The sequence below is a fragment of the Sphingomonas ginsenosidimutans genome (assembly GCF_002374835.1).
In the GTDB taxonomy this organism is placed as follows: domain Bacteria; phylum Pseudomonadota; class Alphaproteobacteria; order Sphingomonadales; family Sphingomonadaceae; genus Sphingomonas; species Sphingomonas ginsenosidimutans.
In genome coordinates this window covers 30544-46149 of the sequence record NZ_NWVD01000001.1, presented here as the reverse complement: position 1 = coordinate 46149, position 15606 = coordinate 30544, and the positions used below count along the sequence as shown (strand labels likewise).

At 71.0% G+C, this 15606-nt stretch carries 13 protein-coding genes; 7 read left to right on the top strand and 6 right to left on the bottom strand.

Annotated elements, in window-relative coordinates; all coding sequences use genetic code 11:
- Positions 1–801, top strand: a complete 801-nt coding sequence (locus COA17_RS00180; protein ID WP_066487263.1) for a PhzF family phenazine biosynthesis protein — start codon at positions 1–3, stop codon at positions 799–801.
- A gap of 100 nt (positions 802–901) precedes the next feature.
- On the opposite strand, the gene COA17_RS00175 is transcribed toward COA17_RS00180, so the two are convergent.
- Positions 902–1606 carry a c-type cytochrome gene (locus tag COA17_RS00175; protein WP_096609392.1) on the bottom strand — a complete coding sequence of 235 codons (705 nt, stop codon included), beginning with the start codon at positions 1604–1606 and terminating at the stop codon, positions 902–904.
- Positions 1607–1711: 105 nt separating this feature from the next.
- On the opposite strand from COA17_RS00175, the gene COA17_RS00170 reads away from it, so the two are divergent.
- Both COA17_RS00170 and COA17_RS00165 read left to right on the top strand, forming a co-directional pair.
- Positions 1712–2602: a prephenate dehydratase gene (locus COA17_RS00170; protein WP_096609390.1), complete on the top strand. Its 891-nt coding sequence runs from the start codon at positions 1712–1714 to the stop codon at positions 2600–2602.
- Positions 2603–2694: 92 nt separating this feature from the next.
- On the top strand, positions 2695–4818 hold the full coding sequence (locus tag COA17_RS00165; protein WP_096609388.1) for a S9 family peptidase: 2124 nt from the start codon (positions 2695–2697) through the stop codon (positions 4816–4818).
- A 16-nt stretch (positions 4819–4834) separates the two neighbouring features.
- Here COA17_RS00165 and nudC read toward each other — a convergent pair whose 3' ends face one another.
- The 3 genes from nudC to mutY are packed head-to-tail and all read right to left on the bottom strand — an operon-like array spanning position 4835 to position 8066.
- Positions 4835–5704: an NAD(+) diphosphatase gene (gene nudC / locus COA17_RS00160; RefSeq protein ID WP_096610641.1), complete on the bottom strand. Its 870-nt coding sequence runs from the start codon at positions 5702–5704 to the stop codon at positions 4835–4837.
- Positions 5704–7011, bottom strand: a complete 1308-nt coding sequence (locus tag COA17_RS00155; RefSeq protein WP_096610639.1) for a serine hydrolase domain-containing protein — start codon at positions 7009–7011, stop codon at positions 5704–5706. Before COA17_RS00155 ends, nudC begins: the two co-directional genes overlap by 1 nt.
- A 17-nt stretch (positions 7012–7028) precedes the next feature.
- Positions 7029–8066, bottom strand: coding sequence for an A/G-specific adenine glycosylase (mutY, locus tag COA17_RS00150; RefSeq protein ID WP_096609386.1), 1038 nt, complete (start codon positions 8064–8066; stop codon positions 7029–7031).
- A gap of 26 nt (positions 8067–8092) precedes the next feature.
- On the opposite strand from mutY, the gene COA17_RS00145 reads away from it, so the two are divergent.
- The 4 genes from COA17_RS00145 to COA17_RS00130 are packed head-to-tail and all read left to right on the top strand — an operon-like array spanning position 8093 to position 13479.
- Positions 8093–8617 (top strand): DUF721 domain-containing protein, encoded by a 525-nt coding sequence (locus COA17_RS00145; protein ID WP_245857308.1) that lies wholly within the window; start codon positions 8093–8095, stop codon positions 8615–8617.
- Positions 8617–9282 (top strand): DsbA family protein, encoded by a 666-nt coding sequence (locus tag COA17_RS00140; RefSeq protein WP_176484739.1) that lies wholly within the window; start codon positions 8617–8619, stop codon positions 9280–9282. Before COA17_RS00145 ends, COA17_RS00140 begins: the two co-directional genes overlap by 1 nt.
- Before the next feature lie 17 nt (positions 9283–9299).
- Complete coding sequence (locus COA17_RS00135) at positions 9300–10055, top strand: thioredoxin domain-containing protein (RefSeq protein ID WP_082740684.1); 756 nt, start codon at positions 9300–9302, stop codon at positions 10053–10055.
- 31 nt (positions 10056–10086) lie between these two features.
- Entirely contained in the window at positions 10087–13479 is a 3393-nt protein-coding gene (locus COA17_RS00130; RefSeq protein ID WP_096609378.1) for a chromosome segregation SMC family protein, read from the top strand.
- A 190-nt stretch (positions 13480–13669) separates the two neighbouring features.
- On the opposite strand, the gene COA17_RS00125 is transcribed toward COA17_RS00130, so the two are convergent.
- Positions 13670–14428 (bottom strand): class I SAM-dependent methyltransferase, encoded by a 759-nt coding sequence (locus COA17_RS00125; RefSeq protein ID WP_096609376.1) that lies wholly within the window; start codon positions 14426–14428, stop codon positions 13670–13672.
- Complete coding sequence (prfB, locus tag COA17_RS00120) at positions 14428–15555, bottom strand: peptide chain release factor 2 (RefSeq protein WP_066489824.1); 1128 nt, start codon at positions 15553–15555, stop codon at positions 14428–14430. The genes COA17_RS00125 and prfB overlap by 1 nt, the downstream gene beginning before the upstream one ends.
- Between the last annotated feature and the right edge of the window lie 51 nt (positions 15556–15606).

Sequence of the window (15606 nt, the reverse complement as noted above, 5' to 3'; positions counted from 1 at the left end):
ATGCGCCTGCCCTTTACCCAGGTCGATGCCTTTGCCGACGCCGCCTTCGCCGGCAATCCGGCGGCGGTGATGCCGTTGCCGCGCTGGCTGGACGATGCCGTGCTGCAGGCGATCGCGCAGGAGAACAATCTGTCCGAAACCGCCTTCCTGGTCGCGGACGACAGCGGTGCGGCGGACTACGAACTGCGCTGGTTCACCCCCGCGGCGGAGGTCGCGCTATGCGGCCATGCGACGCTGGCCAGCGGCCATGTCGTACTGGCGTCGGACAGCACGCGCGATCGTGTCACCTTCCGCACGCGGCAGGCGGGCGTGCTGGCGGTCGCCCGTGCCGGAACCGGCGCCCGCTATGACATGGCGTTGCCGGCCTGGGCGCCCGTGCCGCGGCCGCTGCCGGAGATCGTCGCCGCGCTGGGCGTCACGGCGCGCGAAACGCTGTGGCATGACAAGGGCTATGCGGTGATCGTCGTCGACGACGAAGCCGCGGTGCGCGCCGCGGCCCCGGACGGCCGCGCGCTGAAGGCGCTCGGCCCCTATGTCCATATCGTCACCGCCGCGGGCGATACGGCCGAAGTCGTCAGCCGCGTCTTCACCGATTATTTCGACATTCCCGAAGACCCGGTGACCGGATCAGCACACGCCGTCCTCGCGCCCTATTGGACCGCGCGGCTGGGCCGCGACACGTTCACCGCGTTTCAGGCCAGCGCCCGCGGCGGGCATCTGTCATGCCGGCTGGACGGCGACCGGGTGATCCTGACCGGATCGTGCGTGACGACGATCGAGGGCACGTTCCTGCTGCCCTGACGGTCCGGCGGATCAGCATGCGTAGCTGATCGTTTACGCCGGTCGATATCGCATCACCTGCGGGCGGGCGCGGCGCGAGGGCCGCGAACCGCTTATCCGCTTACTTCTTGGCGGGCGGCTCCACCGCCAGCGCCTTGTCCTTCTGCGCGGCCGGATCGACCGAGGGAGCGCCCGACGCCGGCGTGCCCTGGTTCGCGATGTCGGCGGTGTCGCCCTTCGCGCCCTCGGTCACGTTGGCGACCGCGCCGTCCTTCGCCTCCGGAGCGGCGCCGGCGGCCGGAGCCGCGGGCAGCGGCAGGTTCGATCCCTGCTGGTTCAGGTACGCGATCAGGTCGGCGCGGTCCTGCGCATTGCCCAGGCCCGCGAAGGTCATCTTGGTGCCGTTGGCGAACTTGCGCGGGCTGGTCAGCCACGCATCCATCTTGTCGAAATCCCAGTTGCCGCCGACGCTCTTGAGCGCGTCGGAGAAGGCGAAGCCGCCCTTGCCCTGGCCCACCGGCTCGCCCAGCGTGGCGTACAGGTTCGGGCCAATGCCGTTGGCGCCGCCCTGGTTGATCGTGTGGCACGCCGCGCACTTCTTGAACACGTCGGCGCCCTTGGCCGGATCGGCCTTCGCCAGGCGCACCGCGATCGGCTCCGCCGCCTCGCCGCCGCCCGCGCCGGCTTCCTCGACGCCCTCGATCGCATAGCCCATCTTCTCGGGCCGTTCGCCGTGGAAGATCATCCCGCCTGCGATCGAAAGCCCCAGCGCGACGGCGGCACCACCCAGTACCCAGCCTGCAATCGTGTTGTTCCGATCGTCCATGTCGCGCTATCCGCCCCTCTTGATTAGGGCATCCCATAGAAAAGCGATGGGGGGACCGCAAGCACTTGAGCGCGGCCGGTGCACTCCCTAGTCGCGAACGCCATCATGGATAGCTACGCCGCCCCCGCCCGATCGCTGGTCGCCGACATGGCCGCCGTCGCCGCCGCCCACCCCGAACGCGCCGTCGCGTTCCAGGGCGCGCCCGGCGCCAACAGCCATGTCGCGGTGGCGGAGGCGTTTCCCGGCGCGCTGGCGCTGCCGTGCTTCAGCTTCGAGGACGCGCTGGATGCGGTGAAGGCGGGGCAGGCCGACTGTGCGATCATCCCGATCGAAAATTCGCTCCACGGCCGCGTCGCCGACATCCATTTCCTGCTGCCCGAATCCGGGCTGGTCATCACCGGCGAACATTTCCTGCCGATCCGCCACGCGCTGATCGGGTGCGGCCCGCGCGACGGCGTGAAGCAGGCGATGAGCCATCCGCAGGCGCTGGGCCAGTGCCGCCACTGGCTGAAGGCGCACGGCATCGAGCCGCTGAGCTATCCCGACACCGCGGGCGCGGCGGCGGTGGTGGCGGAACGGCGCGATCCGGCGATCGCGGCGCTGGCCCCGCCGGGCGCCGCCGCGCTCTACGGGCTGGACCTGCTGGCGACCGACATCGCGGATGCCGACCACAATATGACCCGTTTCGTCGTGCTGGCGCGCGGCGCGCGGCCGCTGGCCGGCACGGGGCCGTGGATGACGACCTTCATCTTCGAGGTGAAAAACGTCCCCGCCGCGCTCTACAAGGCGATGGGCGGTTTCGCGACCAACGGCGTCAACATGACCAAGCTGGAAAGCTACCAGCGCGGCGGCAGCTTCGCCGCGACCGAATTCTTCGCCGATGTGGAGGGGCGCCCCGGCGACCCGGCGTTCGATCGCGCGATGGAGGAACTGGGCTTCCATTCCAAATGGGTGCGCGTGCTGGGCACCTATGCGCAGGCACGCCCGCGCGGCTGAGGCGCCCGGCCGCGCCGGCGGGGCTTGCGCCGCCCCGCGCACCCCGTATCGTGGGATACATTGTCTCCCCCCTCGATCGGACGGTCCATCCCATGAAGAAGCTGTTGCTCGCCGGCGTGCTGCTGTCGGTTTCCGGTGTCGCGCTGGCGCAGGCCGGGGCCGGCACGCCCCAGCCGCCGCGCGCCGCGAAGAAGCCGTACAGCGTCGCGTCCCCCAACGGCGCGCGCGAGGATGCCTATTACTGGCTGCGCGACGATACGCGGAAGAACCCGGAAATGCTCGCCTATCTGAAGGCGGAGAATGACTATGCCGACGCGGTCCTCGCCCCGCTCAAGCCGCTGGAGGACCGGCTCTATGCCGAGGCGGTGAGCCACATCAAGCAGGACGACAGCTCGGTCCCCTACCTGCGCAACGGCTATTGGTATCAGAGCCGCTATGCCGCCGGCGCCAATTACCCGATCATGGAACGGCGCAAGGGCAGCGCCGACGCCCCCGCCGAACTGCTGTTCGATCAGCCCGCCATGGCCAAGGGCCACAGCTTCTTCGCGCTCAGCGACATGGAGATCAGCCCCGACAACCGCCTGGCCGCCTATGCCGCCGATACCGTCGGCCGCCGGCAATATGTCGTCCGGATCAAGGATCTGGCGACCGGGCAGCTGCTGCCCGACACGATCACCAATGCCGAGCCGAACCTGGTCTGGGCCGACGACAATCGCACGCTGATGTACATCGCCAAGGATCCGACGACGCTGCGCGGGTACAAGGTAATGGCGCACGTCCTGGGCACTGCGCCCGCCGCCGATCGCGTGCTGTACGAGGAGAAGGACGACACCTTCCAGATGTCGATCAACCGCACCAGCGACGATCGCTTCTGGTGCGTGCGCGTCGAATCGACCGTCAGCGACGAACAGCGGTGCGCGCCGCTCGCCACCCCCGCCGCGCTGACGCTGTTCGCCCCGCGCGCGCGCGATTTCCGCTACCAGGCGGATCACATGGGCACGCGCTGGATCGTCAAGACCAACCGCGATGCGAAGAACTACAAGTTGGTGACCGTTGCCGATGCCGATGCGGCGAAGGGCGTGGCCGCGTGGCATGACCTGACGCCGGCCAGCGACACCGTCTTCATCGAGGATTTCACCCCCTTCGCCACCTTCGTCGCGATCGACCAGCGCGAGGGCGGCAACCGCATGATCCGCCTGCTGGGCGACGACGGGCGCTCCACCCCGGTCAAGGCGGACGAGCCGGCCTACCAGATGTCGCTGTCGACCAACGCCGAACCGGCGAAGACCGACTGGGTCCGCTACAGCTATGCCTCGCTGGTGACGCCCACCACCACCTATGAGGTGAATGCGAAGACCGGCGAGCGCCGCACGCTGAAGGTCGCGCCCGTCCCCGGCTACGATCCTGCCAATTACGTGACCGAGCGCGTCTGGGCGCCGGCGCGCGACGGGACGAAGGTGCCGGTGTCGATCGTCTATCGCAAGGGAACGAAGCGCGACGGCACCGCGCCGCTGTTCCAATACGCCTATGGCAGCTACGGCATCTCGATGGACCCGGCGGTCGACCCGGCGCGGCTGCCCCTGCTCGACCGCGGCGTCGTCTATGCGCTGGCGCATATCCGCGGCGGGCAGGAAATGGGCCGCGGCTGGTATGACGACGGTCATCTGCTCAACAAGAAGAATACGTTCACCGATTTCGTCGACGTCACCCGCTATCTGGTGGCGCAGAAATATGCCGCGCCGGGCCGCGTCGCGGCGATGGGCGGCAGCGCGGGCGGGCTGCTGATGGGTGCAGTCGCGAACATCGCGCCGAAGGATTATGCGGTGATCGTCGCGCAGGTGCCGTTCGTCGACGTGGTGACGACGATGCTCGACGCCTCGATCCCGCTGACCACGTTCGAATATGACGAATGGGGCAACCCCGCGCAAAAGCCCTATTACGATTACATGCTCAGCTATTCGCCCTACGACAATGTGAAGCGGCAGGCGTATCCGGCGATGTACGTGGGCACCGGGCTGTGGGACAGCCAGGTGCAGTATTACGAACCAGCCAAATGGGTCGCCAAACTGCGCGAGCTGAAGACCGACAGCAACCCGCTGGTGTTCCGCGTCAACATGGAGGCCGGGCACGGCGGCAAGTCGGGCCGCTTCGAACGCTATCGCCAGAATGCCGAAGCGCAGGCGTTCGTGCTGCAACAGCTAAGGGTCGCGCAATGACCGGCCGCGGCCGGGGTCACTCCCCGGCCGACCACGTCTCCAGCAGCGTGTGCGCGATCGCGTAGGGCGGCGGGGCCAGGAACGGCCCCTCCCCCGCCAGCGCGGCGCGCACGTCGTCGCGCGTCACCCACATCGCGTCCTCCAACTCGTTGGCGTCCAGCGTGATACGATCATGCGCCGCCTCGGCGACGCACGCGATCATCAGTTGTGCCGGGAACGGCCACGGCTGGCTGGCGACGTAGCGCACCGCGCCGGTCGGCAGCCCGGCTTCCTCGCTGATCTCGCGCCGCACCGCTTCCTCGATCGATTCGCCCGGCTCCAGAAAGCCCGCCAGCGCCGAATAACGTCCCTTGGGAAAGGCCGGCTGCCGCCCGACCAGCGCCCGCCCGTCATGTTCGGCCAGCATGATGACCACCGGGTCGACGCGCGGGAAATGTTCCGCATTGCACGCCCCGCATTTCCGGCCCCAGCCGGCGCGGAACATCGCCGTCGGCGCGCCGCATTGCGCGCAGAAGCGGTGTCGCAGATGCCAGTCGACCAGCGACCGCGCGGTGGCGAAGGTCGCCGCCTCGCCCGGCTGCAGCTGGTCGAGCAGGCGGAACAACGTGGGCGATCGGAACGACGGCGCGGGTCCCCCCGCGAGCGGCACCGCGGCGAAGCGCGGGCGCCCGCCGTCCAGCCCCAGCAGGACGAACTCCGCATCGTCGGGCGCATCGGCCAGCATCGTCCAGCCGAGCCGGCCGTTATCGTCCACCTCCGGCTCGAACCCGTCCAGCTTCAGCAGCCGCGACTGCCAGTTGCCCAGCGCCGCCGTGAACGCATCGGCATCGTGGCGCAGGTGATCGGCGCGGTCGAGCAGGCCGCCGGTGAAGCCGGGAGCGGCGATCACCGGTGCAGCCTCGCGGCATCCTGCATCAGCGCCGCCGGCACCTCGCGGCGCAGCGGCAGCGAGCCGGGCGGGAAGATGTTCACCATCACCACCCCGCGCATCCGGTGCGTGGGGTTGACCCAGGCGACGCTGTTCGCCGCGCCGTCCCAGCCATAGGTGCCCGCCAGCACCCCCGGCCGGTCGGCGAGCGTGACATAGCCGCCCGCGCCATAGCCGGTGTCGGTGACGCTGCCCGGCGTCACGCCCGTGAAGGTGACGCCCGCGGGCAGCAGGTTCGATGTCGCCAGCGCCACCGTCTCGGGCTTCAGCACGCGCACCCCGTCCAGCGTCCCGCGATCCTGGATCATGTGCAGGAACCGGTCGTAATCGCGCGCCGACGACACCAGCCCCGCGCCGCCATAGGGGAAGCTGGGCGGCTGGAGATAGACCGACGTCGCCGCCGGATCGACCGGCAGTCCCTGTTGTCCCATCACTGCATAATTAGTCGCCAGCCGCCCGGCCTCCTTCTGCGGCACCTGCCAGAACGTGGAGGTCATTTTCAACGGATCGAGCAGGCGCGTCTGGACGAAGCGGTCGAACGGCATCCCGCTCGCCTTCTCGATCACCGCGCCCATCACGTCGAGGCCGATCGAATAGCTCCACTTCGTTCCCGGCTCCGCGATCAGGGGCAGTTTCGCGACGCGATCGGCGAATTCCGCCAGCGACGTGGGCCGCGCGGCCTTCGCCTTGCCCTCGGTCGCGACATTGAGCGCGGCGGGAAGGATGCCGCGCGCCTCATATTCCTTCAGCAGCGGCCCCTTGCTGATGATATTGTACCCCAGCCCGGCGGTGTGGGTCAGCAGTTCGCGGATCGTGATCGGCCGGGTCGCGGGGCGGCTGTCGAGCGAGGTGTCGGGCTGGGTCAGCACGCGCATCGTCTTGAACGCCGAGAAATATTTCGACAGCGGGTCGTCCAGACCGATCTTGCCCTCTTCGATCAGGATCATCGCCGCCATCGCGGTGACCGGCTTGGTCATCGAATAGACGCGCCACAGGCTGTCCGGCCCCGCCGCCGGCGCGCCCTCGTCCCAGGCGATCGCGCCGCTCGACACGAAATAGGTCGGGTGATCGTCACGTCCGAATGCGCCGACGATCCCGGGCACGCGGCGCTCGGCGACGTAGCGGTCGAACAAGGCCTGGGTCGCGGGCAGCAGCGAGGGCGCGCGCGCCGCTGCCCCCTCCGCGGCCGGAATCGGTGCCGGCTGTGCCTGCCGCGCCAGCCCCGTACCCCCGGCGGCCAGCGCAAGGGCCAGCGCCGCCGTCATCGTCCACCGCTTGCTCGTCACACCCGTCTCCTCACCACCGCCGCGGCCTTGGCGAACAAGGTGGGCAGCCCCGCCTGGTCCAGCCGGTCGACCGGCCACCATTCGCCGATGTTGACCGCGTGATGCGTCCGCGCGACCGCCAGCGCAAGGTCGAGCGTGAAGTGCGTGAACCCGTGCGAGACACTCTCGTCCAGCATCCGCCAGTCCACCACCGCGGGCGCCCCGGCCAGTCCCGGCGGCGTATCGCCCCACGGCCCGGTCGGCAGCGCGCGCATCCCGCCCAGCAGCCCCTTGTCGGGGCGCCGCACCAGCAGCACCGCGCCGTCGCGTTCCAGCCAGAAGATCGTACCGTGGCGGTGCGGGCGCGCCGCCTTGGGTTTCTTCACCGGGAATGTTTCCGGCGTGCCCAGCGAGCGCGCGGCGCAGCCGTCCGCGATCGGACACAGCAGGCAGCGTGGCCGGCGCGGGGTGCAGATCGCGGACCCCAGGTCCATCATCGCCTGCGCGAAGTCGCCGGCGCGCCGGTCCGGCGTGATCGTATCGGCCGCGGCGCGGATCGCGCGGCGCCCGCCCGGCAACGGATCGGGGATCGCGAACAGCCGCGCGACCACCCGCTCGACATTGGCATCGACCACCACCGCGCGCCGCCCGAACGCGATCGCCGCCACCGCCGCTGCGGTATAGTCGCCGAACCCCGGCAGCGCGCGCAGCGCCGCCTCGGTATCCGGCAGCGCGCCGCCATGATCGGCCGCGATCACCCGCGCCGCCGCGAGCAGATTACGCGCGCGGGCATAATAGCCCAGCCCGGCCCAGGCGGCCATTACGTCCGCCTCGTCCGCCGCCGCCAGCGCCGCGAAGGTCGGCCAGCGCGTGATCCATGCCGAAAAGCGCGGGCGCACCGTCGCCACGGTCGTCTGTTGCAGCATCACCTCGGACAGCCACACGCGATACGGATCGGGCGCCTCGCCCGCCTTCGCCCGCCACGGCAGGTCGCGGCGGTTGCGGTCGTACCAGTCGAGAAGCGGGGCGGCGACATCGCGGCGCTTGGCGTCCATACCCCGGCTATGGCATGGGACGGCAAATGAGCAAGCGCGACCGCGCCCCGACCCCCCCGCCCGAGCGGCAGAACCGATCGCGACAGGTGGCCGAACTGCTGCCCGCGATCGGCGGCGCCGCGTTCCGCCGCTTCGGCTTCGTGCAATCCGCGATCGTCACCCGCTGGCCCGAAATCGTCGGCGAGCGGCTCGCCGCGGTCAGCAGCCCCGATTCGATCCGCTTCCCGATGGGCAAGAAGCAGGACGGCACGCTGACGCTGACGGTGCGCGGCGCCCATGCCCCGATGATGAGCCACCTGACCGTGGAGATCATCGAGCGGGTGAACCGGTTCTTCGGCTATGCCGCGATCAACCGCGTCGCGATCCGCCAGGGCGAGGTGACCAAGCGCGCCGAACGCCGCGCGCCGCCGTCGCTGGCCCCCGCCCCGGAACTGGGCGGAAGCCTGAAGGCGATTGCCGACCCCGAGCTGAAGGCGGTGCTGGAGGCGCTGGCCTCCGGCGTCGCCTCCGCCACCCCCGCCCCGATGCCCAGCCTGCCCAAGGTGCGATGATGCGTGTCCTGCCCCTCCTCGCCGCGCTGCTGCTCGCCGCCCCGATCGCCGCTGCCGCGCCGCGCCCGTGGACCGCGGTGGCCGCGCCGGTCGCGACTGGCAGCTATTTGATCGGCAACCCCAGGGCGCGGGTAAAGCTGGTCGAATATGTCAGCTACACCTGCCCGCATTGCGCGCATTACGCCGCGCAGTCGGAAAAGCCGCTGGACGCGATGGTCCGTTCGGGCCGCGTCAGCGTGGAAGTGCGCAACCAGGTCCACGACGGGCTGGACCTCGTCGCCGCGACGCTGGCGCGCTGCGCCGGGCCGGCGGCCTTCCCGCGCCTCCACCGGGCGCTGTTCGCGCAGCAGCAGCAATGGTTCGAACGCGCCGCCGAATGGCAGCAGGGCAATGCCGAGCGCATGTCCGCCTGGCCGCAGCTGGCGCAGATGAAGGCGATCGCCGAGGGCGGCGGGCTGACCGCGATCGCGCGCGACGCCGGCGCGCCCGCCGGTGCGATCGCCGCCTGTTTCGCCACCGATGCGCAGGTCAAGCGCGTGCTGGCGGTATCGAACGCGACGTCGCAGGTGCCGGGCACCCCCGCGTTCGAGATCAACGGCCGACTGATCCAGAATGTCGACTGGGCGAAGCTGGAACCGCAGCTTCGCGCGGCCGGTGCGAAATGACCCAACGGAGTGAAGTGATGAGATATCTCGCGATCCCCGCGCTCGCCGCGCTGGGGCTGCTCACCGCCTGCGGATCGGGCGGCGGCGGCAATGACAGCGCGCCCACCGCGCCCGCCAATTCCGTCGCCGCGGTGAAGGCGCCGGCCGGGCAGGACTGGACGCAGGTCGTCTCGCGCACGCCGGAGGGCGGGTTCGTGATGGGCAATCCCGACGCGCCGCTCAAGCTCGTCGAATATGGTTCGCGCACCTGCCCGACCTGCGGCGCGTTCGGCCAGACCGGGCAGCGCCCGCTGGAGGAGAATTACGTCCGCTCCGGCAAGGTGTCGTACGAATTCCGCGACTTCATGGTCCACGGCCCGCCCGATTTCGCCGCGTCGCTGCTGGGCCGCTGCGCCGGGCCGGGGCCGTTCTTCCCGATCCTGGAACAGATGTATCTCGACCAGCCCAAGTTCCTCGACACCCAGATGAAGGTCGCGCAGGATCAGGCGTTCCTGCAACGCACCGCCAACATGACCCCGGCGCAGATCGCCAACGCCTGGGGCGATGCGATGGGCTATGTCGATTTCGTCAAGCAGCGCGGCGTGACCGAGGCGCAGGCTCGCGCATGCCTGAACGATACCAAGGAGATCGAGGCGCTGACCAAGATGATGCAGGATGCGTCGGACAAGCAGGGCGTCACCGGCACCCCGACATTCTTCCTCAACGGCCGCAAGCTCGACAATGTCGTGACGTGGCAGGGGATTGAGGGCGCGCTGAAGAACGCCGGCGCATGACGCGGCGATAGCGTCGGGCGGGCGCGGGGCAATGCGCATCAAGCGGCTGCGGCTGACGGGCTTCAAGAGCTTCGTCGATCCGGCCGACCTGCGCATCGAACCGGGCCTGACCGGCGTCGTCGGCCCCAACGGGTGCGGTAAGTCGAACCTCCTGGAGGCGCTGCGCTGGACGATGGGCGAAAACAGCCCGAAGTCGATGCGCGGCGCCGGGATGGAGGACGTGATCTTCGCAGGCACCGCGACCCGCCCGCCGCGCGACTTCGCCGAGGTGTCGCTGCTCGCCGAGGTCGATCGCCCCGACGGCGCGCAGGAAAGCGAAATCGTCCGCCGGATCGAGCGCGGGGCCGGCAGCGCCTATCGCATCGACGGTCGCGACGTGCGCGCCAAGGACGTGCAACTGCTGTTTGCCGATTCGGCGACCGGCGCGCACAGCCCCGCGCTGGTCAGCCAGAACCGCATCGGCGCGATCATCGCGGCGCGCCCGGCCGAGCGGCGCGCGATGCTGGAGGAAGCGGCCGGGATCGCCGGGCTGCACGTCCGGCGCAAGGATGCCGAGACGCGGCTGCGTGCGACCGAGGCGAACCTGGCGCGGCTGGACGAGGTGATGAGCGACCAGGCGACGCGCGTCGCCGCGCTGCGGCGGCAGGCGCGCGCGGCGGAACGCTATCGCCTGTTGTCCGAGCAGATCCGCGTCGCCGAGGCGCGGATGATCTACGCCCGCTGGCGCGATGCGGCGCAGGCGGCGGAGGCGGCCAAGGGCGAAGCGGAGGCCGCGGAAGCGGCGGTCGCGGCGGCGAGCGCGCGCGAGCAGGAGACGATCGCGGCACAGCGCGCGGCGGCGGAGCGGCTGGCGGCGGCACGCGCGGCGGCACTGGCGGCGCGCGATCGCGCCGGCGAGGTGACGCACCAGCTGACGCGCGCGCGCGAACAGCGCCACGGATTGCAGCGCCGTTTGCTGGAAATGGAGACCAATGCGCGGCGGATCGCGGAGGATCGCACGCGTGAGGATGCGCTGTCGCACGATGCCGCCGACGCGCTGGCACGGCTGACCGAGGAGGTTGCGGCGCTGGAGGCGCAGGTGCGCGAGGGCGCGGCGGCGGTGCCGGCGCTCGAGGCGGCGCTGAGCGAGGCCGAGCGGCACGCCCGCGATGTCGAGGTGGCGCTGGCGCAGGCGCTGTCCGAACAGGCGGCGCAGGCCGCCGAACGGCGCGTCGCGGCGGCTGCCAGCGCCGCTGCGACCGCCCGTTTCGAGCGCGCGACCCGCGATGCCGCACAGCTGGAGCAGGCGATCGCGCGCGTCGGCGACGTCGAGACGCTGGAAAACGAGCGCGGTGCCGCACAGGAGAAGCAGGCCGCCGCGCGCGAACAGGCCGCCAAGGCGCGTGCCGCACTGGAATGGGCGGAAACCAGCGAGGACGAGGCCGCCGCCGATCGCGACCCCGCCGAAGCTGCGCGCGCCGCCGCGATCGCCACGCTGGCGGCGCTGGACGGCGAGGCGGCGGCGCTGGCGCGCGGCGCGACCGAGGCGGACGACAAGCTCCTGGGCGCGGTCAGCGCCGAGCCGGGGTTCGAGCGCGCGCTGGCCGCGGCGCTGGGCGACGACATGGAATCCTCGCTGGGAGACTGGCACGGATCGGCGATCACCCCCGCCGACCCGCCCGCCCCGGTCGGCACGCTGCCGCTGGCGGCGCGGGTCGAGGCGCCCGCGGCGCTGGCGCGGCGGCTGGCGCAGATCTTCCTGGTGGAGGGCGATTCGGGCCAGCCGCTCGCCCCCGGCCAGCGGCTGGTCACGCGCGAGGGGCGGCTGCGGCGCTGGGACGGCTATGTCACCGAGAACGGCGGCGCGGCGGCGGCGGAGCGGCTGGAACGCCGCAACCGGCTGGCGACGCTGACCGCCGATCGCCCCGCCGCCGCCGAAGCGGTCGAGCGCGCCACCGCGCGCCGCACCGCGCTGGACGACCGGATCGCGCGCGCCCGCGGCGCGGCGCAATCGGCGCGCGCGCTGCTGACCCAGGCCGAGGCCGAACAGCGCGAGGCGCAGCGCGCCGAGGATCGCGCCGCCGCGCAGATCGAGCGGCTGGCCGGGCAGCGCGCCGACCTGATCGAGCGGCAGGCGCGCGTCGCCGCCGATATCGCCGAGGCCGAGGCTGAGCGCACCCGTTCCGAGGCGGCGCTGGCGGCGCTGCCCGACGGGTCCGCGGCGGCGGCGGCGACCGCGCGGTTGCAGGGCGAGGCGCAGGCGGCGCGCGCGCAGGTGGCGCTGGCGCGTGCCGACCGCACCGCGCACGACCGCAACCTGGCGCAGGCGCGCGACCGCCAGACCGCCGCACGCGCCGAGATGCAGGGCTGGAAAGCCCGCGCAGGCGAGGCCGTGCGCCGCATCGCCGACATGGACCGCCGCGCCGCCGATCTGTCCGCCGAGCTGGAGAAGCTAGCCGACCGGCCGGCGCAGCTGACCGCCGAGATCGCGCAGCTGGAACAGGCGCATGACGCCGCCCGCACTGCCGCCGACAGCACGCAGGCCGAGGAACGCGATGCGGACGCCGCGGTGCGCGCCGCCGACGCCGCGCAGGCGCGCGCCAACGAAACGCTGGCCGCCGCGCGCGAGGCGCGTGCCGGGGCCGCCGCGCGTGCCGAGAACCACGAATTGCGCCGGGTGGAGATGGGACGCGTATCGGGGGAACGGTTCGAATGCCCCGCCCCCGTCCTGCCGACCAAGACGGGGTTCGACAGCGCCACCGTCGTCAGTCCGCAGGACGAATCCGCCGCGCACGAACGGCTGGCGATGGACCGCGAACGGCTCGGCCCGGTCAATCTGGTCGCGGAGCAGGAACTGGCCGAACTGGAGACGAGCGGCGCGGTGACCGCCGCCGAGCGCGAGGAACTGGGCCAGGCGGTCAACCGGCTGCGCGGGTCGATCGGCACGCTCAACCGCGAGGGGCGCCAGCGGCTGCTGGCCGCGTTCGAGGCGGTCGACGGCCATTTCCGCCGGCTGTTCACGACCTTGTTCGACGGCGGTCAGGCGCATCTGGAACTGGTCGATTCGGACGATCCCCTGGAGGCGGGACTGGAGATCATGGCGCAGCCGCCGGGCAAGCGGCTGCAATCGCTGACCCTGCTGTCGGGCGGCGAACAGGCGCTGACCGCGGTCGCGCTGATCTTCGGGCTATTCCTGACCAATCCGGCGCCGATCTGCGTGCTGGACGAAGTCGACGCGCCGCTGGACGACGCCAATATCGAACGCTTCTGCGACCTGCTGGACCGGATGACGCAGGAAACCGACACCCGCTATCTGATCGTCACGCACAATGCGGTGACGATGAGCCGGATGCACCGCCTGTTCGGGGTGACGATGGTGGAAAAGGGCGTCAGCCGGCTGGTGTCAGTGGATTTGCAGGCGGCGGAGCTGCTGGCGGCGGAGTAGCGGCGCGCGGTCCCGATTGTTGTTTCAGGTCAAGGTGTTGCCGTGCGATCCGGGCGACGGATGGCGGATGGGGGTGGTCCGCCCGCCAACGCTCCGGCCTGCGCCGGAGCACCACACTGCGCCACTCCCGTATTCCGGCGAAAGAGCGCGACCGGCGGCGGGCGCCGACGGCACCCGCGCGGCGGGGCGGTCAGCCCGCGGCGCGCGCGCGGTTGCCCATCCGGCAGGCGCGGATCGACGTGGGGGCGGGGCGTGCGCCGGCGGCGCGGAAGGTGGCGAGATAGCCGCCCGCCGAGCGCATCTCCCGGAAATCGACCGGTGCATAGCCGACCGCGGCGAATTCGCAGCGCAGCAGCATCGGCGGTGTGCCATGGTCGCGGGTCGGGCGATCGGCGTCGACCACTACCACCAGCCCCCCCTTGCGCAGCGACGGGCGCATCCGCCACAGGAATTCATACGGCTGCGCGATCTCGTGGTACATGTGCACCATGAAGATCCGGTCGAAGCTGTTGGCGGGCAGCCGCGGATCGGCGGGCAGCCCCAGCCGCACGCTGACATTTTCCAGCCGTTCGCGCGCGACGCGCTCGGCCAGCGCATCGCGCACCGCCGGCACGATATCCTCCGCCAGCACGCGCCCGTCCTTGCCGACGCGCGCCGCCAGCCGGGTGGTATAATAGCCCTCGCCCGCGCCCAGATCGGCGACGGTCATGCCGGGGCGGATATCGGCCAGGTCCATCACCCGCCCGGCCTCGTTCAGGCGATCGCGCGCTTCCTCGTTCGACCAGCGCGGCGACACGATGCGCGCGATCGGTCGGTCGGCGGCGGGGAACGGGCCGGGGGTGGCGCCCGGTTCCGGCTTGAGGAGCGGTTTCGACCCGTCACACGCCGCCAGCGCCAGCGCCAGCAGCGCCGCCCCGCCGACCGACGATGCCGCCCCCCATGCGATCATCAGTCGACGTCCTCCACGACCACCGCTTCGCCGGTCACGCGCTGCGACAGCGCCGCCGCCATGAATTCGTCGAGGTCGCCGTCCAGCACGTCGCCGGGCGCGGTGCTGGTCGTGCCGGTGCGCAGGTCCTTCACCAGTTGATAGGGCTGGAGCACATAGCTGCGGATCTGGTGGCCCCAGCCGATGTCGGTCTTGCTGGCGTTCTCGGCATTCGCCGCCGCCTCGCGCTCGGCCAGTTCGCGCTCGTACAGGCGCGCGCGGAGCTGGTTATAGGCCTCGGCCTTGTTCTTGTGCTGCGACCGCTGGTTCTGACACTGTACGACGATGCCGGTCGGCAGGTGCGTGATGCGGACCGCCGAGTCGGTGGTATTGATGTGCTGACCGCCCGCGCCCGATGCGCGATAGGTGTCGATGCGCAATTCGCTCTCGTTGATCTCGACCTCGATATTGTCGTCGATCACCGGATAGACCCACACGCTCGAAAAGCTGGTGTGGCGGCGCGCGGCGGAATCGTAGGGGCTGATCCGTACCAGCCGGTGGACGCCCGATTCCACCTTCGCATAGCCATAAGCGTTCTCGCCCTTGATCAGCAGCGTCGCGCTCTTGATCCCGGCCTGTTCGCCCGCGTGATAGTCGATCAGCTCCACCTTCATGCCGCGCCGCTCGGCCCAGCGCGTGTACATGCGCTGAAGCATCCCGGCCCAGTCCTGGCTCTCGGTGCCGCCCGCGCCGGCATTGATCTCCAGATAGGTGTCGTTGGCGTCCGCTTCCCCTGCCAGCAGCGCCTTCACCTTGTCGGCCTGCGCACGATCGGCCAGCGCCTTCAGCGCCGCGACCCCCTCGTCCGCCATCTCGGCGTCGCCCTCGGCCTCGGCCATCTCGATCAGCTCGGCGGTGTCGGACAGCTCGCGCTCGATGTCGCGGGTGGCGGTGATCGCCTCGTCCAGCCGGCGACGCTCGCGCATCACCGCCTGCGCCTCCTTGGGATTGTTCCACAGCGCCTGGTCCTCGACGCGCGCGTTCAGCTCGTCGAGCCGTCGCAGCGCGCGGTCCCAGTCGAGGAAGCGGCGCAACAGCGCCAGCGCCTCGTTGATGCTATCGACATGGGCCTGCGCTTCGGCGCGCATAGGAAGTCTCCAAGGTCACGTCATTCCAGCGGAGGCTGGAATCTCGTGCGG